The 22,446-nt window shown below is 68.7% G+C and carries 16 protein-coding genes; 4 read left to right on the top strand and 12 right to left on the bottom strand.

The genetic code is table 11. The features are described 5' to 3' along the window. Positions 1-68: 68 nt before the first annotated feature. Positions 69-1,313: a methyl-accepting chemotaxis protein gene (locus IV112_RS02250; RefSeq protein WP_304000833.1), complete on the top strand. Its 1,245-nt coding sequence runs from the start codon at positions 69-71 to the stop codon at positions 1,311-1,313. Between the two features lie 146 nt (positions 1,314-1,459). Next, positions 1,460-2,566 carry an FUSC family protein gene (locus tag IV112_RS02245; RefSeq protein WP_304000832.1) on the top strand — a complete coding sequence of 369 codons (1,107 nt, stop codon included), beginning with the start codon at positions 1,460-1,462 and terminating at the stop codon, positions 2,564-2,566. A 22-nt stretch (positions 2,567-2,588) separates the two neighbouring features. Here the strand turns inward: IV112_RS02245 and IV112_RS02240 are convergent, their stop codons facing one another. Then, positions 2,589-3,248 (bottom strand): pyridoxamine 5'-phosphate oxidase family protein, encoded by a 660-nt coding sequence (locus IV112_RS02240; RefSeq protein ID WP_304000830.1) that lies wholly within the window; start codon positions 3,246-3,248, stop codon positions 2,589-2,591. A gap of 156 nt (positions 3,249-3,404) precedes the next feature. Here IV112_RS02240 and IV112_RS02235 point away from each other — a divergent pair, with 156 nt between their 5' ends. Continuing rightward, positions 3,405-4,028: a c-type cytochrome gene (locus IV112_RS02235; protein ID WP_304000829.1), complete on the top strand. Its 624-nt coding sequence runs from the start codon at positions 3,405-3,407 to the stop codon at positions 4,026-4,028. 131 nt (positions 4,029-4,159) lie between these two features. On the opposite strand, the gene cybH is transcribed toward IV112_RS02235, so the two are convergent. Together cybH and IV112_RS02225 are read right to left on the bottom strand one after the other, a co-directional pair. Further along, complete coding sequence (cybH, locus tag IV112_RS02230; protein ID WP_304000828.1) at positions 4,160-4,864, bottom strand: Ni/Fe-hydrogenase, b-type cytochrome subunit; 705 nt, start codon at positions 4,862-4,864, stop codon at positions 4,160-4,162. 35 nt (positions 4,865-4,899) lie between these two features. After that, complete coding sequence (locus IV112_RS02225) at positions 4,900-6,564, bottom strand: methyl-accepting chemotaxis protein (RefSeq protein WP_304000826.1); 1,665 nt, start codon at positions 6,562-6,564, stop codon at positions 4,900-4,902. A gap of 340 nt (positions 6,565-6,904) precedes the next feature. Between IV112_RS02225 and IV112_RS02220 the strand changes: the two genes are divergently transcribed. After that, on the top strand, positions 6,905-7,555 hold the full coding sequence (locus IV112_RS02220; RefSeq protein WP_304000824.1) for an SGNH/GDSL hydrolase family protein: 651 nt from the start codon (positions 6,905-6,907) through the stop codon (positions 7,553-7,555). A gap of 10 nt (positions 7,556-7,565) precedes the next feature. Here the strand turns inward: IV112_RS02220 and IV112_RS02215 are convergent, their stop codons facing one another. The 9 genes from IV112_RS02215 to IV112_RS02175 all read right to left on the bottom strand — a co-directional run bounded on the left by IV112_RS02215 (position 7,566) and on the right by IV112_RS02175 (position 22,441). Next, positions 7,566-8,375, bottom strand: a complete 810-nt coding sequence (locus IV112_RS02215) for a DUF6502 family protein (RefSeq protein ID WP_304000822.1) — start codon at positions 8,373-8,375, stop codon at positions 7,566-7,568. Positions 8,376-8,482: 107 nt separating this feature from the next. After that, entirely contained in the window at positions 8,483-9,196 is a 714-nt protein-coding gene (locus IV112_RS02210) for a 4'-phosphopantetheinyl transferase family protein (RefSeq protein WP_304000821.1), read from the bottom strand. A 2-nt stretch (positions 9,197-9,198) separates the two neighbouring features. After that, complete coding sequence (locus IV112_RS02205) at positions 9,199-9,966, bottom strand: thioesterase II family protein (protein WP_304000820.1); 768 nt, start codon at positions 9,964-9,966, stop codon at positions 9,199-9,201. Next, on the bottom strand, positions 9,956-11,740 hold the full coding sequence (locus IV112_RS02200; RefSeq protein WP_304000818.1) for a fatty acyl-AMP ligase: 1,785 nt from the start codon (positions 11,738-11,740) through the stop codon (positions 9,956-9,958). Before IV112_RS02200 ends, IV112_RS02205 begins: the two co-directional genes overlap by 11 nt. Positions 11,741-11,742: 2 nt before the next feature. Then, positions 11,743-12,000 (bottom strand): acyl carrier protein, encoded by a 258-nt coding sequence (locus IV112_RS02195; protein ID WP_304000817.1) that lies wholly within the window; start codon positions 11,998-12,000, stop codon positions 11,743-11,745. Continuing rightward, positions 11,997-13,142 (bottom strand): ACP S-malonyltransferase, encoded by a 1,146-nt coding sequence (fabD, locus tag IV112_RS02190; protein ID WP_304000815.1) that lies wholly within the window; start codon positions 13,140-13,142, stop codon positions 11,997-11,999. The genes IV112_RS02195 and fabD overlap by 4 nt, the downstream gene beginning before the upstream one ends. Continuing rightward, entirely contained in the window at positions 13,139-15,832 is a 2,694-nt protein-coding gene (locus tag IV112_RS02185; RefSeq protein WP_304000849.1) for a polyketide synthase, read from the bottom strand. Before IV112_RS02185 ends, fabD begins: the two co-directional genes overlap by 4 nt. Beyond that, positions 15,832-21,069: an alpha/beta fold hydrolase gene (locus tag IV112_RS02180; protein ID WP_304000814.1), complete on the bottom strand. Its 5,238-nt coding sequence runs from the start codon at positions 21,067-21,069 to the stop codon at positions 15,832-15,834. Before IV112_RS02180 ends, IV112_RS02185 begins: the two co-directional genes overlap by 1 nt. A 34-nt stretch (positions 21,070-21,103) precedes the next feature. Continuing rightward, positions 21,104-22,441 (bottom strand): flavin-containing monooxygenase, encoded by a 1,338-nt coding sequence (locus IV112_RS02175; RefSeq protein WP_304000813.1) that lies wholly within the window; start codon positions 22,439-22,441, stop codon positions 21,104-21,106. Between the last annotated feature and the right edge of the window lie 5 nt (positions 22,442-22,446).

The raw sequence follows: 22,446 nt of genomic DNA, 5'->3' as shown, positions 1-22,446 counted from the left end.
AAGTTTGCGCAAAACAGGTCGTTAAACCGGGGGTTGATCCGCACACCAATTTTCCGCCGGGAACGCTCATGGACTTCATCTCTCGCAGCATCCGCAACAAGCTTCTGGTCATTTGCGGCGGCGGCACCGCGGCGCTGCTGGTCGCCGCAGTGGTCGGCCTCGGCGTCGAGTGGTCGGCCATCGACACGCTGACCGGCGACATCACGCGCGCCGAGGCGCTGGCGATCCGCGCCGCCACACTGAACAAGCTCATGCTGACCGGCGCCGCCTTCGCGGTCGTCGTCGTCGTCGCCTTCGGCCTCTTCCTGTGGGCACTGCAGCGCACCATCATCGGCCCGGCGAAGACGCTGTCGTCCGATCTCGAACGGCTGGCCAGCGGCGACTTCCATCAGCCGGTCGCCTGCACGACACGCGACGAACTGGGCGCGATCGCGCAGAGCGCCGAGCGCATCCGCAGGGATCTGGGCGCGCTGGTGCTGCAGCTCAAGCAGTCGGCACAGTCGCTGGTCGAGGCGTCAGGTGTGGTCGGCAGCGAATCGCAGCGGGTTGCCGCCGCGTCGAGCGCGCAGAACCAGGCGGCCAGTTCGACCGCGTCGTCGATCGAGGACGTGACCGCCGCCATCCGAATGGTGGCGGACAACGCCGGCAATGCGGCACGGCAGGCCGACGAGTCGCTCGATCAGTCGACCCGGGCGCAGACCCATCTGACCGAACTGCGCGGCTCGATCGGCCGCACCGCAAGCGTGATGAACGAGGTGTCGGGCGCTGCCGACGCCTTTGTCGAGAACGCCCGCCAGATCACCGAAATGACGCGCGAAGTGCGCGAGATCGCCGACCAGACCAATCTGCTCGCGCTGAACGCAGCGATCGAGGCGGCACGCGCTGGCGAACAGGGTCGTGGCTTCGCCGTGGTGGCCGACGAGGTGCGCAAGCTGGCCGAGAAATCAGGAACCTCGGCCGCCGCGATCGACACCATCACCCGCTCGCTGTCGGAGCGTGCCGCCGGCCTGTCGGATGCGCTGACGCAGGGGCGCAACGCCGTCGGTGTCGCCGAGTCGTCGAGCGATTCGGCCGCCGGCGTCATCACCGTCGCGCACCGCGCCGTAACGGTTGCCGCCGACGAGGTGCGCGCCATCAACCAGGCGCTGGAACAGCAGAGCCGCGCCGCCAGCGATATCGCTGGCAACGTCGAGCACATTGCCAGCATGTCCGGACAGAACCAGTCGGCCGTGAATACGCTCGCCAGTTCGGTCACCCACCTGCAGTCGCTGGCCGGCAGTCTGAATGAGCTGACCGGGCGTTTCCGCCTGTAGTCCATCACAGGCACGGCACCAGCCGTGCGGGTGCGGTCGTGCGCGGCCACTGCGCCGCGTGCCGGGAGCGTTCCCGCCCAGGCACTCCGCTACCGGTGCCGACCGATTTACCCTTTCGGTCTTCTCCGCATTCAGAAGGACCGTCCATGCCATCAACGGGCGCCTGGGACCGGCTCAAGGCGACATTCGCCAACGAATTTCGTCAGCTGACCACGCTGCATGCCAGCGACCGCGCATGGCCGATGCCGTTCGCTGCCGCGCTGGCCTCCGGCCTGCCGCTGCTGGCCGGCGCCCACTACGGGCGCATGGCCGACGGGCTGGTCGCGTCACTGGGCGGTCTGGTCTTCCTCTATCTGCCTGCGACGCCGCTGTCACACCGCATGGTGTCCTTGATGGCGAGCGCCTTCGGTATGGTCGCCTGTTACGCGCTGGGCGCGCTGAGCCATCTGTTGCCGCCCTCGCTGGCGCCGCTGCTGATTCCGGTACTGACCTTCGTCGCCATCGTCGTCACCATGGTGTGTCGCGTCTATGGCGTGGGGCCACCAGGCAGCCTGTTCTTCGTCATGGCGGCCGCGATCGGTGTCTATACGCCGGTCGAACCGGCAACGCTGCCAGCGCGGGTCGGTCTGATCGCGCTGGGTTGCCTGCTCGCCTGCCTGATTGGCTTCGCCTACAGCCTGCACGCGCTGCGCCGTCGTGCGCCGGAACCGGTGGTCCCACCGCCGGCGCCGACCTTCGACTTCGTCGTGTTCGATTCGGTGGTAATCGGCGCGTTCGTCGGCATTTCGCTGGCGCTGGCCCAGGCGCTGCAGCTGGAAAAGCCGTACTGGGTTCCGGTGAGCTGCCTCGCCGTGATCCAGGGTGCCTCGCTGCGCGCGGTGTGGAACAAGCAGCTGCAGCGGGTGCTCGGCACCGGTGTCGGCATGGTGCTGTCCTGGGGCATGCTGATGCTGCCGCTCGGCCCGTGGAGCGTGGGCCTGGGCGTCATGGCGCTGAGCTTCGTGATCGAGGCGATGGTGGTGCGTCACTACGGCATCGCGGTGGTGTTCATCACGCCGCTCACCATCCTGCTCGCCGAAGCCACCACACTGGGCCACACCGTGCCTGGCCCGCTGGTTCTGGCGCGCTTCTTCGACACCGTCCTCGGCTGCGTCGTCGGGCTGGTCGGCGGCATCTGCCTGCACAGTCCGCGCTTCCGCGAAATCGCCGGCCGGCCGCTGCGCCGCCTCGTCCCGTCGCGCCTGCTGCGCTGAGCCGGCGCGAACGGGAACGGGCTCAGGCCTCCGGGTGGCCTGACTTCACCTTGTCCATCCACTCCTCGATGCCCACGGTGCCAGCCGCCTGAGCACGCGCCGCGTCAGCCGGCGGGAGCACGTCCTGCACGAGGTCGATGCGCTTCCATTCGGCAAGCGGCGTTTCGCAGTCGGCACGCGGCACGTAACGCGAACGGTCGACGCGCTGATAGCGGTGGATGTAGCGCGGACAGTTCTGCCAGAGCTCGGACAGCTCGACGCGGACGATGAAATCGGCTTCGTTGTAGAAGGCCATCATCGGATCGTCGCGCGACACGGTCGCCCTGCCCTGCACGCGGATGCGGTGCGGCTTCTCGAAGGAGATGAAGAGCAGGCCGACTTCGGCGTTCTGCGCGATGTTGCCGACCGAATAGAACATGCCGTTGCCGTCGTAGCTGGGGAACACCAGCGTCTTCTCGTCGACGACGCGCACGAAGCCGGGGTCGCCACCCTTGTATGACACGGTCGGTCGGCCACGCGCATCGACGGTGGACAGGAAGAACATGTCCATCGCCTCGATGAAGCCCCGGCTGTCGTCGTCGAATTCGGTGCGGCAGGCCAGCTCCTCGATGCGGTCGGCCATCGCGCGGGTACCGAACTCGTCCTGGAAGCTGCGGTGCTGCGGGTCGTACAGTCTGCTCACGGATGCGTCTCCTCCGGCTGTTCTTGTGGAAGGCGCAGCATGCCACGAAGCGTGTGCACCGTCGGCACAGGACTACAACGCACACCATCCGGTCACATCCGGCCTACCATCGTCTACAGCACCCGATTCCCGCCCACAACAGACTGGAGGATCGTCATGAAAACCACGCATCTCGCCGTCGCAAGTCTTGCCCTGCTGCTCGCCGCTTGCGACAAGCCGCAGGACCCGCCGAAACCCGTCACCGCCCCGTCGACCGATGCCGCCGCACCCGCGGCTGATACCGCCGCCCCGGCACTGCCCTCGCCACCTGCCGCGTCACCGCTGCCCGATGCGCCCGGCCCGGGCGCCACGCCGCCCTCCCCGGCCGATACGATGCAGAACGCACCGACCACGCCGAACGGCAAGACCCCGCCCGACACCACGGAGAACGCACGTCCCATTCCGTCCGGTCAGCCCGCCCCTGCGCCGGCATCGAGCGCTGCGCCGGCGGACGGCACGGCGGTCGCCGGTGGCGATATCGTGAAGGGCTGGAAGACCTGGCGCTCGGCGGCCTGTGAGCGCTGCCACGGTCCGGCGCAGGAGGGCATGGTCGGCCCGTCGCTGATCGAGTCGCTGAAGAAGCTGTCGAAGGACGAAGTACGGCACGCGGTCACCGATGGCCGGCTGGAGCGCGGCATGCCGGGCCACCCCTACCTGGCCGACAAGTTCGACGACCTGTACGCCTACCTGAAGGGACGATCCGACGGCAGCGTTCCGAAGGTGCGGCCGGACGGCGCCTGATTCTGCGTGCAGCCGGCGGGCGCAGGTCGAAGGAATTGACAGCGCCCGCCCGGCAGCGAAATCCGGCACGGAATTTTCAGTTGAATCAGCGCCCTGCGTCGCGCTGCACCGCCGCCGACGCGCAGCGCCGATCAATCGCGGAACGAGCGCCAGCCGCTGATCATCGTAGAAATGATGCTCTGCCGGCTCATGATGTCCTCGCGCAGCGCGGCATACACATGGACGAGGATGAAGCTGAGCAGCAGCCACAGGCCGAGCCGGTGCAGGCTGTGCACCGTCTGGCTGTCGCCGATCAGCCACAGCACCCAGCCGAACACGACGCCGCTCCAGTGACCGTGGCCGGCACCTTCGCTGTACAGCGCGAAGCCGGTGAAGATCATGAACAGCGTGCCGAGCACGAACAGGAAGAACATCATCACGGCGGCCAGCGGGTTGTGGCCGACGTACTTCTTCGGTCTGTCCTCGAGAAAGAAATACCAGCGCAGTTCGAACATGACTTCGCTCCACCACGCCAGCTTGAACAGCGGCGGCATGAAGATCTGCCGCGCGTGCTCGTTGCCGACCAGCGCCCAGTAGATGCGTCCAGCGAAGCCGACGGCGAGGATGTAGCCGGCGGCGAAGTGGGCGAAGCGCACATAGCCCATCAGATACATGCCGGCATCGTCGCCCGGCAGCATCAGGAAAGGCGTGCCGATGAAATAGCCGGTCGCCATCAGCACCGTCATCGCCAGCACGGTGATCCAGTGCCACAGGCGCACCGGCGCTTCATAGACGTAGACCGCGTGCTGCGTGCGGCCGCCCTGGGCGGCCTGCTGCATCTGTTCGTGCGAAAGCATGCTGTTCTCCCGAGCTCGGTTGTCGCGGCGGCGGCTCAGGCCGCCAGCATCAGTTCGGCCGGCACGCCGGCGCGCAGCGTGCCCCAGTTGCGCTCGCCGCGACGGATCGGCAGGGCGATGTCGAAATACAGCGTGCCGTCGTCGGCCGCGAAGGGCTGCATCAGCAGCGCGCGCTCGCTCTTCGCAGCGCGCTGGGCGATGTCGGCCGGCGCCGGACAGTTGCCGGTACTGCCCAGCACGTGCCCCGCCGGATTGGTCACCAGCGCGTAACGCAGGGCGCTCACCTCGCCGCGCAATGCGCTGAGCGCACGCGTGAGTTCGGGCAGCGTGGCGACGCGACCGGCGCGCGGCGCGACCTCCTCGCCGTCGTCGTCGACCAGCACGGTGGCCGCACCGGCCACCGCGGCACTGCACTCGTCGCGACAGCGCCCGAGCACGCCGACGATGGATTCGAGTTGGTCGGAGCCGACACGGAACGAGGCCGCCAGATCCTGGATGCGTTCGGTCGAGCGGCTCACCTTGGTCAGGTTCTGTTCGCCGTCCAGCATCAGGCTGGCCACCTGGTCGCAGCCGGTATGGATGTCGCTGACCAGCGTATGGATGCGGTCGTTGGTGTCGCTCAGGCTGCGGATGGCGTCACCGGTACGCGCGATCCGCTCACCCATCACCTCGTACTCGCCCACCATGCTGCCGAAGCGGCCGGAGGCGCGGCGCACCGCCTCGCCGGTCGCCAGGATGTGGTCGCGGATGTCGTCGGTTTCGCTGCGCGTGCCGGCGACCAGCCGGTTCATCCGGTCGATGTTCTGGCTTACGCCTTCGGTCGCCGCCTTGACCTGCTCGGCGAGCGAACGCACTTCGTCAGCCACGACGGCGAAGCTACGACCGTTCTCGCCAGCGCGCGACGCCTCGATCGATGCGTTCAGCGCCAGCAGATTGGTCTGGTCGGAAATGCTGCTGATGATCTGCACCACCTGGCTGATTTCCGTCGACTGGTTCTGCAGCTGCTGCACCGTGCGGTTGAAGGCCTGCACGCGCGCCTCGAATTCGTCGACGCGGGCGGCCGCCGACTGCAGTTCCTCCAGCGACACACGCGCCGCCTGCAGGTGGCGCGTGGTCGCCTCGTCCAGATCATTGGCGTGCTGACGTGCGCTCTCGACCGCACTGCGCGAGGTTTCGCTGGCGGCGAACACCTGCTCGGCCAGCGCCCGCTGCGATTGCGCGAGACCCGCCGTATCGCGCAGCGAGCGGGTCAGGTGGGCTGTGTGGCAGGCCGCGCCCAGCGTGCCGCGGCGCACGCGGAACACCATGTCGCGCACGCGCCCGTCGCGCTCGGCGATGAGCTTGCTGATCGCCTTGACCGGCGAACTTTCCGGCAGCACGAACTCGCTCGACAGATCGTTCACGTCGCGCCCGCTGTCGGCCAGCGCATCCGCCATCAGCGCGATCGTGTGGTCCATCTGGCGGATGTACAGCGCGTCGGCGAAGGCGATCATCGCGCCGGCGACGCAGGCCAGCAGCGCAGCGGCGCGCGGATTCACCAGGTCGAAGGCGGCGGCCAGCCCGAACAGGACGAAGAACAGCGCACAGAAGGCGAAGCTGCCCATGCGCATGGGGTTCGACCGCCGCAGGTCGACGCGCTGCGCAGGGGGCGCCGCCTGCTCGGTCAGGCTGTCGGGCAAGGTCGTGGAGCGCTTGGTCATGGATGTCTCTCCAGCGGTGATGGACGGAAGTCGCTGCCCGCCGGTTCTCCTCCAGTGCAGGCAACGACCGACTTTACGGCGTCCTCCGCACTGCCTTGAGCACCCGGAACTGTCACCGAATTCGTGACAGATGGCGTCTGCACGCCGTTTCAAAATGGATCGCCCAGCCGGAGAAGTCGATTCCATGGACATGCTGAACAGCGGCTGCTGCGCCTCCACACGGACGATCAAGCCACGCTGCCGGCGGACCGCACGCACGCGCACGGCATTTCCGCATCGCACCATCGGCGACGTGTCAAACTGCCCGCGGCATTCATTTAATTTTTTGATGGAGGCATTGATGCAGCAGATACTTGTCTATGCCGATTCGCTGTCCTGGGGCATCGTGCCGACCACGCGCCAGCGTCTGGACTTCGACCGGCGCTGGCCGGGCGTGATGGAGAACGCGCTGAACGGCGGCCGGCGCCGCGTGCGCGTGATCGAGGACTGTCTGAACGGGCGCCGCACCGTGTGGGAGGATCCGTTCAAGCCGGGCCGCAACGGCCTGACGGGGCTGGCCCAGCGCATCGAGATCCACTCACCGCTGTCGCTGGTGGTGCTGATGCTGGGCACCAACGACTTCCAGTCCATGCACCCGCACACCGCCTGGCACTCGGCCCAGGGCACGGCAACACTGGTGCGCGCGATCCGCGAAGCGCCGATCGAACCCGGCATGCCGGTGCCTCCGATTCTGGTCGTCGCGCCGCCGCCGATCAGTTCGCCCAAAGGGCCGATCGCGGAGAAGTTCGTCGGCGGGGACACGAAATGCGTCGGTCTGGCCGACGCGCTGCAGACGGTATGCGCAGACCTGGGCTGCGCCTTCTTCGACGCCGGTCGCGTGATCAGCGCCAGCCCGCACGACGGCGTGCACCTCGACGCCGACCAGCACGCGCTGCTCGGTGCCGCATTGGCCGGACAGGTCGAACAGCTGGGCGTGCTGACTGCGTACTGAAACGTCAGGCTCAGCGCTGCCTGTCGTGCTCCGCGTAGACATAGACGCCGACCGTAAGTCGCCGACCTGCATCGTCGGCTGACCGGGCGCCCGCGCCTGCATCGCGCTCCAGCGATTGCAGGGCCTTTGCACCCAGTTCCGAAGCCCGTGCATGCAGCGCCGACGCCGCCGCCGCCGACAGCCCGCGATAATGCGCGCCGCGCTCGAACCACGAATCGCCCTGACCAAGCAGATTGTCCACGGCCGCCATCGCGTGGTCACCGACGTGCAGCGCGAAACGCGCGAGCTGTTCGTCGGCGCCGTCCTGAGGCGCGAAAGCACCGGTGTTCAGCACGACCTCGTCGCGCGTATTCAGGTGGGCAATCCCCAGTCGCAGCCATTCGTCCAGCACGGGTCGCGCACGAATGTCCTTGCTCACCGACGCAACCAGCGCCTCGAAAGATACACCGCCGCCGGCACTCGCCAACCGCGGCAAGGGTCGTGCCCCGCCGGTCGCATCACGCCAGGGCGCTTGCCCCAGCCAGCGGCTGATCAGTTGCGCGCCAAGCGACACATTGCGCGGCAGATCTGCGTGCGCGCTGGGCAGACTGCGCAGCCGCTTGACGTCCTTGCGATGCACGCCGGTCTGCAGGCTCACCCGGCTGTCAGTGACCGGTCCGTCGCGTCCCGCATCCTCGATTGCGACCTGCACGTAGACGCGCTTCAGCAATTCGACCGCCAGCGGCAAGGTGACGCCGCGCGCCAGCATCAGGCGCACCATCGGGCGCAGCACGGCACGCAGCGTCGACGTCAGGACGGCAGAGCTGGAAGGGTCTGTCATTGGAGCGGCCGGATTCGGATGCGCGAAAGTATCCCACAGTCCGATCAAACAGGAGTGCGAATCATTCCTATCATCTTTTGATCGATGGCCGGGGCAGCGAGGCTGCGCTACCGCGCGCGCAGGACCTCGACACCGCGCAGCGAACAGATGACCGACTCGATCCGCACCTCCTGCACAGCGTCTTCCTTTTCGCCCAAGGCGCAGACCGACAGCACGTGCTCGCGGGCTGAGCGGCAGTGCAGACTGTGCGCGGCGACCCGCTCGCCGAGCAGATGAAGCGGCCCGGCACCTGCACCCAGCGTGAGCGTGTCGAAACCGCGCGCCAGACCTTCGCCGGTGGCCTTCACGTAGGCCTCCTTCGCCGTCCAGTGGATCAGGAAGGAGCGCTCGGGGTCGCTCTCCGCCATCACGCGCGAGCGTTCGCTCGCCGTCAGAGCGGCCTGCATGACCTGCGGCATCGACACCCGCATGGGCACCGACTCGACGTCGACGCCCACCGGTGCGCTGCCGCACAGCGCCAGCGCGACATGGCTGTCGCAGTGGCTGATGTTGAAGTGCAGCGTATTGCCCGCAAGCACCGGCTTGCCGCCCGCCTCACAGGCAAAGTTCGGGGCGTGGCCGAGCAGCGCGCGCATCACGAGACGCTTCAGCGCGTGCGCTGCGATGAAGGCGTCGCGACTGGGCGCGCGCAGGATGGCGCGCGAACGGCGCTGTTCCTCGGGCACCAGCACCGCGCGTTCGAGCTGGCGCAGGCTGACGGCATCGTAGGCCGCCATCGGCGATACGAACACCCGCAGGGTGCCCGAGGGGAGCCTGTGCACCGTCAGGCTGCCTTGGCGCGCGGACCGCGCGCGGCCAGCTCGCACAACAGGGTGGCCATCGCGGCGCGCTCGGTTTCGACGAAGAAGTGACCGCCCGGATGCATGTGCAGCGCAAAGCGCCCGGTGCATTCCTCGTGCCAGCCGAGCAGGCCGGACAGCGGCACACGCCCGTCGTCGAAACCGCCGGCAACGGTCAGGTCGATATCCAGCGGCGCCGCCCGCGCGTAGTCATAGCCGGCAATCAGTTCGAGATCCTGCTGCAGCACCGGCAGCATCATGTCGATCACCGCGTCGTTGTTCAGCACGCTGTCCGGCGTGCCACCGAGGTCGCGCAGATACTCGACCAGATCCTCACGCCCGAAGCGCGGCAACCCGAAGGTGCGCGGATGCGAAGGCGCGATGCGGCCCGACATCAGCGCCGCAGCCGGCAGCGACCGGCCGCGACGGCGCAGCGCGCGCAGCAGTTCGAAAGCGATCAGCGCCCCGAGGCTGTGACCGAACAGCAGGTCCGGCTGCACGCCTTCGGTGGCCAGCGTCTGCGCCAGCCCATCGGCCAGCGCGAGCAGCGACGACGGCATCGGCTGGCCGTAGCAGCGACCGCGCCCGGGCAGTTCGAGTGCCAGCAGCGTGAGCTGTCCGTCGAGCAGCGGCTTCCAGGCGAAGAAGGACTGCGCACTGCCACCGGCGTAGGGCACGGCCAGCACCACCGGTGCGCCGGCACCGGCGTCGCAGATGCGCACCAGCCGTCCGGCTGCGGTCTCAGGCGGCATCGAGCGCCACCGCCACGTCGATCACGTCGAGCGCAGACTGCTGATGCAGTTGCTTCATCAGACTGCGCTGCACCTTGCCGCTGGTGGTCTTGCGCAAGGTCGCCGGCGCGATGAACACGATGTCGGCGATGGCCACGCCGTGCTCTTCCGACACCGCGCGCCGCACCTGCATGCGCAGCGCCCTCGCGATCTCCGGCAGTGCCCGCTTCAGTTCGCGGTCGGCTTCGATCACCGCCACCAGCCGGCGCTGCTCGCCGCGGTCGTCCTCGAACACCGCGCAGCTCTGCGGCTTGATCAGCGGATGCGACTCGACGATGGTGTATTCAACGTCCTCCGGATGCAGGTTGCGGCCATCGACGATGAGCAGGTCCTTCATCCGCCCGCACAGATAGATCTGGCCGTCGTCGGCACCGATGAAGCCGATGTCGCCGGTGCGCATGTAGCGACGACCCGGCTCGCCGGCAATCTCGGCGCCGAAGGTGGCCGCACTCTGCTCCGGCAGCTGCCAGTAGCCCAGCGCATTGGTGTCGCCCGACACCCACACCTCACCCAGGCGATCGCAGCCGAGCCGCTCGCCGTTCGCCGGATCGACGATGGCGACCTCGATCTCGTCCGACGGCAGGCCGCAGCCGACCACGGTACGTCCGCTGGCCCCCAGATCGTCGCGCACGCGGCCTTCGGTCTCGGCGGCGTGTGCATCGATGCTGCGCACGCGCGGCATTTCGTAGACCGGGCCGCCGGACACGAACAGTGTCGCCTCGGCCAGGCCATAGCACGGCAGCATGGTGGTGGGCCGGTAGCCGAGCGCGCCGAAGGTGGCGGCGAAGCGCTCCAGCGTCGCCGCGCGCACGACGTCGGCGCCATTCAGCGCGATGCGCCAGCTGGACAGGTCGCAGCCGTCGAGCCGGCCGGGCTGCCAGCGCTGCGCTGCGAGCTCGTAGGCGAAGTTCGGCCCACCGGCCAGCACCGCGCGATAGCGCGAGATCGCATCGAGCCAGATCAGCGGCTGGCGGACGAAGGTGTTTGGGCCCATCAGCACCGTTTCGTTGCCCAGCATGACCGGCAGCAGCTGGCCGAGAATGAGGCCCATGTCGTGATGGTGCGGCTGCCAGAACACCGTGTTCGACGTGTGGTCCAGTTCCCAGGCGGTGCGCATCATGCGCAGGTTGGTGGTGATGTTGAGCTGGCTCACCATGACGCCCTTCGGATGCGAAGTCGAGCCGGAGGTGTACTGCAGGAAGGCGATGCGCTCGTCGGCCGGCGGCGGCACGATGCCGGCCGCTTCGGCTTCTTCGCGCAGCGCGTCCGTGGCGAGCCAGGCCAGCGGCAGATCGGCGTCGACCGACAGGATGTCGCGCAGCCCGGCCTCCAGCGACGACACGGTCAGCGCACGCCGGCAGCCGCAGTCGCGCAGGATGCGCAGGCAACGGTCGACGCGGCGCCGGCTCGGCAGATTGAGCGGCACCGCGACGCGCCCGGCCAGCAGGCAGCCGAAGAAGGCGACGATGAAATCCAGACCGGCCGGATAGAACAGCGCAACGCGGTCGCCCGGCCCGCCGTGCGCCGCCAGCACGGCCGCGATCGCCGTGCTGCGCCGCCAGGCGTCGCCGTAGGTGAGCACGTCCTCCTCGCGGCCGTGCTCGTCGAGGAAGCGGAACAGCACCCGCTGCGGGTGTCGCTCCGCACGCCGCTGCAGGATGTCGGTGACCGACAGCGCGGACACCTCGTCGTAAAGGCCGGCAGCGAGATCGTCGGTTTCGATGCGCGCATCCATGTTCAGGCTCCCGTCGTCGCGGCGGCGCGCTGTGCAACGGCAAGCGACAACTCGCGCACGGTCGGGTACTGGAACACCAGCGCCGGCGGCAAGGACACGCCGTAGCGGTCTTCCAGCGAGCCGACGAGATCGACCGCCTGCATCGAACCCAGTCCGTAGCTGCCGAGGTTTTCCTCCGGCTCGATGTCGTGCGCGGGTACGCCGGTACGGTCGGCGATGAAGGTGGTGATGAAGTCCGCGATGTCGTGTTCGGTGCTCATGGGTGTCGTCCGTGCAAGGGTGAAGACGGGTCGGCGTGCTGCGCGGACGCGGCCGCCGGAATCAGGGTTGCCAGTGCGCGGCGGACCTGCCGGCGCACGGCGCGCGGCGTGGCCGCCAGTTCGAGCGGCGGCCAGCCTGCGACATCGAGTCCGCACGGCCACAGCGCGGCCCAGTCGGCGGCACTGGCAGCCGGCTCGACGTACAGCCGGTGCAGCGCGGCGGCCAGTGCGGCGTGAGCACCTGCAACCGGGGGCGGTGCGAACTCGGGCCAGTGCACCTCCGCCACCGCTGCGCGTCGCTGCGGTCGCCAGCCGGCTCGGATCTCGTCGATCATCGGTCCGAGCACCGGCGCCGGGCCGATCTCGACGAACTCGGTCACGCCGGCGTCGAGCATGGCGTGCACCGACTGCATCCAGCGCACCGGGCTGTAGAGATGAGCGGCCATCACGTCGGCGATCCGCGCGTCATGCGGCCGTGCGGTCACATTGGCGATGACCGGAATGCGCGGGGCCTGGAACGGCGTTTCGCGCAGCGTCTGCGCGAACTCGGCAGCCGCTGGCCGCATGTGGCGCGAATGGAAGGCACCGCTGACGCGCAGGCGCACCGCCCGCGTGCCGGCTTCGCGGCAGCGCTCGACGAAGGCATCGATCTCGCCCGACAGCCCGGCGACGATGGTCTGCGTGGGACTGTTCTCGTTCGCGATCTCCAGTCCATCGACGCCCAGGCGCGCGATCAACGCGTCCACCTCGTCGCGCCCGGGGCCGATGACCGCCGCCATCGCGCCGTCGCGGATGGCGGCCATGATGCGGGCACGCCGGTCGACCAGACGCAGTGCGTCGATGAAGTCGAGCGCGCCGGCCGCCGCCAGCGCAACGAACTCGCCGATGCTGTGGCCGGCCAGCATGGCCGGCGCGCCATGCCGGTGCGCGTGATCCAGGTAGCCGAGATAGCCGGTGACGAACAGCGCCGGCTGTGTGTAGCGGGTGTCGATCAGACGGTCGGCACCTTCTGTGCACAGATCGTGCAGGCTGTAGCCGAGCACCGCATCGGCCTGCTCGACCAGCCGCGGATAGCGCTCGAGCAGTTCGACGCCCATGCCCTTGCGCTGTGCGCCCTGACCGGGGAAGACGACCGCCTTCATGACAGCATCTCCGCGCCGGTCGTCGATGGCTGCGCCAGCCAGCGTGCCTCGCGCAGTTCCAGACCATCGATCTGCAGCACCGCGCGTCCGTCGATTTCGCCGCGCACGCCGACGCGTCCGCTGTCGGCGTCAACGGCCAGCAGCAGGCGCTGCGGACCGCTCTTCGGCACTTCGGCCCAGCTCACCCGCGCCGCGCGGTAGGGCAGCAGCGGCACCGCAGTGACGTCGCGGAACATGGCCTGCAACGCACGCGTGACGGCAACCGTCCAGTGCATCCACAGCGCGCGCGCGTCGTGCGACGGCGACACGTCGATGTCCATCGTGAAGGCATGCGGACTACCGGTCACCGCCTCTGCTCCGCCACCGGTGACGACGCGCTCGACGCGCAGCAGGGTCTGCGCGCCATCATCCGTCTGTGCGCGATAGCGCAAACCGCCGTCCGCGCGGGTCGGCGTCACTCGCAGGTGACGCGGCGATGCAGCGGCCCAGGCGACACCGATGAAACTGACGGCGCCACTCGTGCCGGCATGGCTCGGCCAAGGCAGCAGCGAAGGCAGGCAGGCAGGCCTGCGGCCGAGGAAGGTGGTCCAGGGGCCGAGCAATGCGTCGATGTCGTGCGACTCCTCGGCGGCGGGCGGCGGGGCAACCGGCGCCGCCGCCTTGAACCACACACGATCGCGACGGAACGGCAGTGTGGGCAGTGGCACGCGCGCCAGACAACCCGCGACGTAGCGCGCGGACAGCTGTTCGCTCAACGCGGGAAAGGCAAGTTCAACACGCAGCCAGTCGGCCAGCCCGCTTGCGCTCTGCCAGTCAGGCAACGGCCTTTCGCCACCGCCGTCCTTCGCGCTCTGTGCGGCAACGGCCAAGGGGGCGGGCGCACTGCAAAGCCACGCCGCCAACTGCAGCGCCAGTTCGCCGAAATCCTCGGCCGCAATGGCAAGCCGATGCGATTGCAAATCGCGGCCGAGGAACAGCGAGCCGGCAAGCGCATGCAGCGTCGGCGCCAGCACCTGCCGCGGCAGGCTGGCGTCGGCGGACAGCCGCGCCGGCGCATCCGTTGCGGGCAAGGCTTCGCTCAGCGCGGCCGCGACCTCACCCCAGTTCAGGCAGTCGCGCAGATCGAGCCGCGCGGCATCGATGCCCAGCGCCTGCGCGGCCGCATCGGCAGCGCGCACCATCGAGTCCGCATCGACACCGAGCGCCTGCCACTGCGCATCAAAGTCGCGCACACCGGCGGCCCGGTGCAGCGCAAGCAGCGCGTGTGGCTGCACCTGCGGGTACAGGTAGTCGAACAGCTGCACCGCGCGGGCGCGCAGCGTGTCGGCGTCACGCGCCGACAGCAGCACGACCTCGGCCTCGCCAGCACCGGCCGGCCACACCGGCACAGGCTGCGCCTGCAGCACGACGTGCGCGTTGACGCCGCCGAAACCGAATGAACTGACCCCCGCCACAAGCGGCCCTTCGCCCCAGGGCTGCGGACGGTCGACGATGCGCAGCGGCGAGCCGCTCAGTTCGAGCTGCGGATTGGCGCGGACGAACGCTGGATGGCCCGGAATCAGCCCGTGCCGCAGCGCGAGCACGGTCTTGATCAGACCGGCGATGCCGGCCGCCGCTTCGAGGTGGCCGATGCGCGCCTTCAGCGCGCCGAGCCGGATGTCGCCGGCCGGCGTGCATTCGGGATCGACGCCGCGGCACTGACGCAGCGCCTCGTTCAGCCCGGCGATCTCGATCGGATCGCCCAGCGGCGTACCGGTGCCATGCGTCTCGATGTGCGACAGATGACGCACGGCCGGACCGGCCGCCTGCCAGGCCGCAGCGACGACTTCGGCCTGCCCCTTGAAGCTGGGCGCGGTCAGGCTGTGTGCGCGGCCGCCGTGGTTCTCGGCCGAGGCGAGAATGCAGGCGTGGATGAAATCGCCGTCGCGCATCGCGTCGTCCAGCCGCTTCAGCACCACCACGCCGGCGCCCTCGCCGCGCACATAGCCGTCGGCTTCGGCGTCGAAGGGCCGGCAGCGCCCGGCGCTGCTCAGCATGCCGGCCTGGCTGAAGGCGACATGCAGTTCCGGGCTCAGCATCAGGCTGATGCCACCGGCCAGCGCCAGTTCGCACTGGCCGAGACGCAGCTGCTCGATGGCGCGATGGACCGCAACCAGCGAACCGGAGCAGGCGGTATCGACCACCTGGCTCGGGCCGCGCAGGTTCAGCACATAGGACAGCCGGTTGGCGACCAGCGTCAGCGCCATGCCGGTCGCACGGTAGGCGTCGTTGTCGCAGTGCGCGGCACGCATCAGCGACGTGTACTCGGCATTGCCGACGCCAGCGAACACGCCGACACGCCGGCCGGACAGGCTGCGCGGCGCGATGCCGGCGTCCTCCAGCGCGGTCCATGCGGACTGCAGGAACAGCCGCTGCATCGGGTCCATCGCCTCGGCTTCGCGCGGCGCGATGCCGAAATGGCGCAGATCGAAGGCATCCACGTCGTCGATGAACCCGCCCACCGTCGAGTAGGCGGTATTCGCCGCGCCGCCCGGCGGCGCGTAATGCGCGCGCCAGTCCCAGCGTGACGGCGGCACCTCGGCGATGGCCGCTGCGTCGCCGAGCAGCGTCTGCCAGAAGCTGGCGACATCCGGCGCACCGGGCAGACGCGCCGCAAGGCCGACGATGGCGATGGCCGCGGACGGCTGCATCACACCGTTGCTCCGGCCAGCGCCGGCACGTCCTGCGACGTGCTCTCGTCGGTCACCGGCACGCCGCTGGCCGGGCAAGGCATCGGCAGACCGGCCTTGCGGGCGCGCGCACGGCCGCGGCCATGTTCCTTCGCCAGCTCGTGCATATAGGTCGGGCCGTGCATTTCGTAGTTGTTGCGCAGCGTCGCCAGATACTCGCGGCGGATGATTTTCTGCTCGCGCTCGATGTCGCGCTTCTGCGCCGCGACATCGGGCTGACGATAGAAGCCGGCAAAGTGCTCGGCCACCAGCTTCGACTGCGCCTCCATCATGTCGAGGAAGCCCCAGGTCACCGCCTGGAACAGGCCGATGAAGGCGAGGTTGTCCACGCCCGGCACGAAGATGCGCTTGAACATCGGCACCTTGTTGTCGTCGGCGTTCAGGAACTGCTTGTCGAGGAAGGGGAAGGTGGTCTTGAATCCGGTCGAATAGACGATGGCGTCGAACTCGCACACGCTGCCGTCGGCGAAGAACACCTTGCGGCCCTTGATGTGCTTCACCTCGGGCACGATCTTCAGCTTGCCGTCGCCGATGCGGTTGGCGAAGTTCTCCGACAGCGTCGGCAGGCTGGACATCATCAGGTGATCGGGCTTGGGCATGCCCATGCTGCTGTGGCGCTGGATCAGCGCCTTGTACAGACCGGTGTGCACCAGGTTGAACAGCGGATAGGGCAGGATCTTCTTGAACCACCAGTCGTTCAGGAAGGCCATCGCGCGGTCCATACGCAGCCCCAGCAGGTAGTGCGGCAGCACGTACACACCTCGGCGCAGCGAAATGCAGGTCGACTTCGCCGCGTGGCTGATGTCGACCGCCACCTGCGAACCGCTGTTGCCGACCCCGACGACCAGCACGTCCTTGTCGCGGTAGTCCTCGCGGTAGCGGTAGTGCTGCGAGTGGATGGATTCGCCGTCGAAGACGTCGCGATAGTAGTAGTCCGGAAAGTTCGGTTCGTTGTGGTGACCGTTGGCCACCACCAGCGCGTCGTAGTGGCGCACCTCGCCGCTGTCCAGCGTGACCCGCCAGCCCTTGTCACCGATGCGCTCGGCGCGCGTGACCTGGGTGTTCAGCTGAATGCACTCGCGGAAGCCGAAGTGCTCGACATAGCGCTCCAGATAGGCATGCACCTGCTGGTGCGACGGGAAATCCGGGTAGTCGTCCGGCATCGGGAAGTCGGTGTACTGGTACAGGCCACGCGGCGTGTTCTGGTTCATCGCATGCCACACCGAGGTGAACTTGCGATCCGGATCGAAGGCCCAGATGCCGCCGATGCGGTCGCGTCCATCGAAGCAGTCGAAGGGGATGCCGTATTCGGTCAGCGCCTTGCCGATGGAAATGCCGCCGACGCCGGCGCCGACCACGCACACGCGTGGCAGCTGGCGCGGCGAGCGGCCCTTGCCGCGCAGGCGTTCGAGCATGCGTGCGCCGCCCGGAATGCGTTCGACGAAGGCGCGGGTGAATTCGCGTGCGACCGGCGGCGCGGACAGTGAACGGGGAGCACTCATGCGACGGACCTCCTTGTTTTCGGTGGGGACGAGGGACTTCAGGAATGCGGCGGTGCGCGCTTCGCCGATGCGCGCCGAATGCGCCGCGCAGTCGAGCACCACCGGCGCGATGCCGCCGGACAGATGGCGGCGCAGGCTGTCGACGATGAGGTCGATCTCGGCGTCGGCGATGTCCAGCGGCGGCAGGAAACGCAGGCTGTTGTTGTGGATGGGGCAGACCGCGACCGCCACGCCCTGCACCGGGTCGCGCAGCATGGCGCCCCACAGCAGGTAGCCGAAGCTGCGCTGCAGAAAGGGATCGGCGCCCGCGAGGTCGAGATCGATGGTGAGCAGCAGGCCTTCGCCGCGCACGGCGGTGATCATCGGCAGTTCGCGCTGCAGCGCCGTCAGCTTGGAGCGGAAGGATGCGCCGGTGATGCGCGCACGTTCATCGAGTTCCTGCTCGAACACCTTGCGCAGCGCGTGCAGCGAAATGTGTGCCGACAGCGGGCAGCGCTGGCGGCCAGCCAGTTCCTGCACGCGGGCCGGCGAACGTTGCTGCGCGCGCTGCCGTAGCGCGTCGCTGCACAGCACGACACCGGCCGGCACCAGCGAATCGCACAGCGCGGTGCCCAGCGCGACCAGGTCGGGCGACGGCACCTGCGGCGCGCTATGCAGCAGGCGGCCGGTCATCAGATTGGTCTGGGTTTCATCCACCCCGACCAGATAGCCGCCGGCTTCGCGGTGACGGACGATGAGTTCGACCAGATGCGGCGGCAGCGGGCGGGTGGCGTTGGCGTCCACCTGTATGGTTTCGAACCACACCAAGCCGATGTCGCCGGACAGCAGTTCGGCTTCGAGCTTCTGCGCCGCGTCCGGCGCGTGCGCGTCGATGAATACGCTGTGCCGGTACAGAGGCTCGAAGGGCTTGCGGAAGATGTCGAACACCGCGTCGTGCGAAGCGACCGCGCTCAGCATCGAGAAGCCGAGACCTCCGGAAAAGAACAGCATGCGGCGCTTCTGCGGGCGGGCGAGCGCGCCCAGCGTCAGCGCCACCTCGACCGCGGTCACGTTGCTGGAGGCCGGGAAGGCATGCGGAAGACCGGTGCGCGCACTGAGCAGCGCAGCCAGTTCGCCCCAGTAGTCGGTGTTCGCGTCGTGCGCGCGCACCACGCCGTCGATCACGTCCAGCGGATTGAGGCCGCGCGGACTGGTGCCCACGTTCACGAAGCAGTCGAGTACCGTGCGCGCGGTGCCGTCGCGGTCGCGCAGCAGCGACTTCATGCCGCGTGCCGCCTCGAAGCGCGCGTCGAAGCCGTGCAGTCGCGCCACCCGCGCATACCCCGAATTGCCCCAGCGCAGGTGCGCGTCGTAGCAGGCGTCGACGTCGGCGTCGATGCGCCGCATCAGCCGGTGCGTAGCGGCGTCGATGCGATCGCCGAAGGCCCGGAGCAGTGCCTCGCGCGCCACCGCCAGCGGGAAGCCGAAGCTGGTCATCACGTTGCGCACATAGCTTTCGCTGGGCGTCATGCTCCAGGTCTGGTGTACCGGCGCGCGCACCATGCAGGCGGCCACCGGCACCCGGCTCGCGGCCATCGATTCGCCGAGCACGATCATGTCGGCGCGCTCGCGGCAGGACGGCGCGATCCACTCCGCAGCCGCAGTGTCCGGATCGTTGTTGTCGACCAGCACGCTGAGCACCTCGCACGCGGCGCAGGCGGCGATCAGGCGGTCGGCGTCCTCGGCCGGCGTGAAGGCATCGCACACCAGCACGGCCGCCACCGGCGAGGCGCCGCCTTCCAGCCGCTCGATCGCTTCGAGCACGGTGGACACGAACACCACACCCGGGACCAGTGCGTCGTCCGGACCCGCGTCCAGCGGATCGAAGTAGCGACGCCAGCCTTCTCCTGCGTCGATCAGCAGCAGTTCGCCGCTGCTGTCGGCGTCGCGGTTGCGCGCGCGGTGCCGGGCCAGGCGCAGCGCGGCGTCGAGCGCCTCGTGCTGCGAGGTCAGGAACAGGCAGCGGTAGTCCTCGTCGCCGCTCTTGTTCTGTGCCTGGATGCGGTTGAGCAGCAGCGCGACCTGGGCCGACTGCGGCGACAGGATGGCGCAGTGCCCCTGATCGCCGCGGCGCACATAGTCCTCCAGCACCTGCAGCGCGTCGGCGTCGGCCGGTGCGAAAACGCTGGCCGGCACCAGTGCGGGCACACCCGCCACCTCGCCGCGCGCCGGCGCCACTTCGTCGAGGAAACGCAGCAGCAGACGGTTGTAGGCCTCGAAATGGGTAAAGCCCAGCAGATGGCCGGCGCCCGGGAAGCAGACGTAGCGCGCACCGGGCAGCGCGTCGGCCAGCGCGCGGCCATAGGCCGGCTGCATGTAGCGGTCATCGCGCCCGCTGATCACCAGCGCCGGGCAACGCAGCGCGGACAGCGCCTCGCGGTGGTCGAAGGCACCAACGACGGCCTGGTAGGCCGGCAGCGACGGAATGTTCCAGCCGCGGTTCAGTTCCATGAAGCGCTCGCTCATCTGCAGCTCGCGCATCAGCGTGGCGAAATCGTTGGCGCCCTGCGCGAACGGCGAGGTGACCGTCGCCACCAGCGCGGACACGCGCTGCGGATGGTCGACGCAGAAGCGCTGCGCCAGCACGCCGCCGAAGGAATAGCCGATCACCGGCAGCGGTTCGCTGATGCCCAGGCCATCCAGCAGTTCGGCCACGTCGTCCGCCATCGACGACAACGTCAGCGGGCTGTAGAAGTCGGTACGGCCGCAGCCCGGCATGTGATAGGCGATCAGCCGGTAATGCTCGCCCAGTTCGCGCAGCTGCAGCCGCCACATGACCGAGGTGTGCATGACCAGGCCGCCGAGCAGCAGCACAGGCCGGCCCCGTCCGTAGACCGCCGCCTCGATGGTGCGGCCGGAACGACCCTGCACGCTGACCGAACGCGCCTGATCGACGACGGCCTGCTGTGCATCCAGATGTTCGCGCGAGGGCTGGCGCACGCCGCCTTCCGGGGCGGTGGTGTCCTGCTGCCGGGCGACGGGTACGCGTAAGGGTGCGGGAACGGGTGCAGGCGGAACGACGGACACCGGCGCAGCGGCCCCGCCCTGCTCCGCCCACAGCGCCTCGATCGACAGCGGCGCGTCGGCCGCCGCGGTCACCGCCCGCAGTGCCGGCGACGGCGCCGCGGCAACGGGCGCCGGGCGGGGAGCCGGGACCGGGACCGGGGCGGGAGCTGTCCGGACAGGTTCGGGGGCACGGGCCGCGGCGGCGGCTGGCGCGACGGCGACCGAACCTTCGAGGTCACCCAGCACGCGCTTCACGTCGGCGTCGTGATTCTTCAGCAGATAGCGGGTGAGACCGCGCAGATCCTGGAATTCGAAGAACACGGTGGGCGGAATGACGATGCCGAAGCGCGCCGTGAAGCGGTTGCCGATCTCGGTGGACGAGATCGAATCCATGCCGTAGTCCATCAGCGAGCGCGTCGGTGAGAAGTCGGTGGCTTCGAGCTTCAGCACGTCCATGACCAGCGCGCCCAGATCGTGCTCCAGCGCGACCTCCAGTGCCGGCCGCGCAGCCGGCACCACGCGCGTTGCAGGAACGGTCGATGGAGCCGGAGCGATGGCCGGCGCGACCATGGGTGTCTCCTCCATCTCCAGTCCTTCGATCAGCGCCAGCGCCTCTTCCGGCGACAGCTCGTCGGCGATGCTCATGTCCATGCGGAACCCCCGGTATGCGTGGTGAAGTCGGTGCTCATGCGGTCAGCGCCTCGGCCGGCGCGGTCTGTGCGGCGCCGTCGAGCAGCTTTCCGGTGACGAAATTGACCGCGCGGATGTACTTCCACAGGTCGACCTCGTAGCGATGGCGATCGGTATCCATGAAGCGGCCCTGACCGAGGTCGAGCCGCTCCGGCTGCTGCTTCATCTGCTGCAGCCGGCGGAAGTTGTCGCTGCCGGCGATGCGCGCGCGCAGGCAGGCGGCAACGAAGCGCGCGGTGATGTTGAGTACGTTGCCGAGGCCGGACGGCGTATTGAGGTAGCCGACGAAGAGCAGGTTGTCGTGGCGCTGCGGCACCATGCGCAGGAACAGGCGATCCAGATCGACGCGCGGATCGAAATCCGCCGCATCGAAGAAGGACAGATCGGTGCGGAAGCCGGTCGCCCACAGGATGAGGTCGATCTGCTCGCGGCTGCCGTCGGTGAACTCGACGGTGCGGCCGTCGATGCGGCGGATGTCCGGCTTGGGCGCAAGGTCGCCGTGACCGATGTGGTACAGCACCTGCGAATTCATGATCGGATGTGCCGCATCGATGCGGTGGTCGGGTGCCGGCAGGCCGAAGTCGGTGCCATCGAATCCGGCCAGCTTGAACACTGCACCGACGTGGTCCCAGTAGGCTTGGGCATCGGTGAACTTCGGTGCGATGTCCATCAGCCATTCCTGCGTCGGCTTGCCATCGACGAACTTCGGCATGTAGTGATAGCCGCGCCGGGTCGAATGGAAAGCCGCATCGGCATTGAGCGCCGCATCGACCGCAATGTCGCAGCCGGAATTGCCGCCACCGACCACCAGCACGCGCTTGCCGCGGAACTGGTCCGCCGAGCGATAGTCGCCGGAGTGCACGCTTTCGCCGTCAAAATGGCCTTCGAACTTCGGAACGAGCGGAATGCGCAGCAGGCCGTTGGCGACCACCAGATGGGCGTAGCGGCGCACGCCGCCGTCAGCCAGTTCGCAGCGCCAGCCGCCGCCCTCCGGCCGCGCACGGACGACCCGGGTGTGGAAGCGCGTGTGCGCCTCGACCCGGAAGCGCTCGGCGACTGACATCAGGTAGGCGTACATCTGGCTGTGCCGCGGATAGTGCGGGTAGCTATCCGGCATCGGCAGATCGGAGAACTGCGTGTTGCGACGCGAACTGATGAGGTGCACCGACGCGTACATCTTCGACGCCGGCCCTTCCGGCTGCCAGTTGCCGCCGAGGCCGCCACTGGCTTCCAGCACTTCGTAGTCGAGGCCGGCCTCGGTCAGCGCCTTGGCAACACCGATGCCCGAGGCGCCGCCGCCGATGATGCCCACCGTACGATCAAAATCCGTCATGTCTG

The sequence above is a fragment of the Methyloversatilis discipulorum genome, assembly GCF_018780585.1.
In the GTDB taxonomy this organism is placed as follows: Bacteria; Pseudomonadota; Gammaproteobacteria; order Burkholderiales; family Rhodocyclaceae; genus Methyloversatilis; species Methyloversatilis discipulorum_B.
Note: the sequence above shows the minus strand (reverse complement) of the source record. Positions and strands in the feature narration are given on the sequence as shown.

Bases quoted from the DNA above. Each gene is read 5' to 3' on its own strand.
- IV112_RS02250 (WP_304000833.1), top strand. From the start codon at position 69: ATGGACTTCATCTCTCGCAGCATCCGCAACAAGCTTCTGGTCATTTGC.
- IV112_RS02245 (WP_304000832.1), top strand. From the start codon at position 1,460: ATGCCATCAACGGGCGCCTGGGACCGGCTCAAGGCGACATTCGCCAAC.
- IV112_RS02235 (WP_304000829.1), top strand. From the start codon at position 3,405: ATGAAAACCACGCATCTCGCCGTCGCAAGTCTTGCCCTGCTGCTCGCC.
- cybH (WP_304000828.1), bottom strand. From the start codon at position 4,864: ATGCTTTCGCACGAACAGATGCAGCAGGCCGCCCAGGGCGGCCGCACG.
- IV112_RS02225 (WP_304000826.1), bottom strand. From the start codon at position 6,564: ATGACCAAGCGCTCCACGACCTTGCCCGACAGCCTGACCGAGCAGGCG.
- IV112_RS02220 (WP_304000824.1), top strand. From the start codon at position 6,905: ATGCAGCAGATACTTGTCTATGCCGATTCGCTGTCCTGGGGCATCGTG.
- IV112_RS02215 (WP_304000822.1), bottom strand. From the start codon at position 8,375: ATGACAGACCCTTCCAGCTCTGCCGTCCTGACGTCGACGCTGCGTGCC.
- IV112_RS02205 (WP_304000820.1), bottom strand. From the start codon at position 9,966: ATGCCGCCTGAGACCGCAGCCGGACGGCTGGTGCGCATCTGCGACGCC.
- IV112_RS02200 (WP_304000818.1), bottom strand. From the start codon at position 11,740: ATGGATGCGCGCATCGAAACCGACGATCTCGCTGCCGGCCTTTACGAC.
- IV112_RS02195 (WP_304000817.1), bottom strand. From the start codon at position 12,000: ATGAGCACCGAACACGACATCGCGGACTTCATCACCACCTTCATCGCC.
- fabD (WP_304000815.1), bottom strand. From the start codon at position 13,142: ATGAAGGCGGTCGTCTTCCCCGGTCAGGGCGCACAGCGCAAGGGCATG.
- IV112_RS02185 (WP_304000849.1), bottom strand. From the start codon at position 15,832: ATGCAGCCGTCCGCGGCCATCGCCATCGTCGGCCTTGCGGCGCGTCTG.
- IV112_RS02180 (WP_304000814.1), bottom strand. From the start codon at position 21,069: ATGGACATGAGCATCGCCGACGAGCTGTCGCCGGAAGAGGCGCTGGCG.
- IV112_RS02175 (WP_304000813.1), bottom strand. From the start codon at position 22,441: ATGACGGATTTTGATCGTACGGTGGGCATCATCGGCGGCGGCGCCTCG.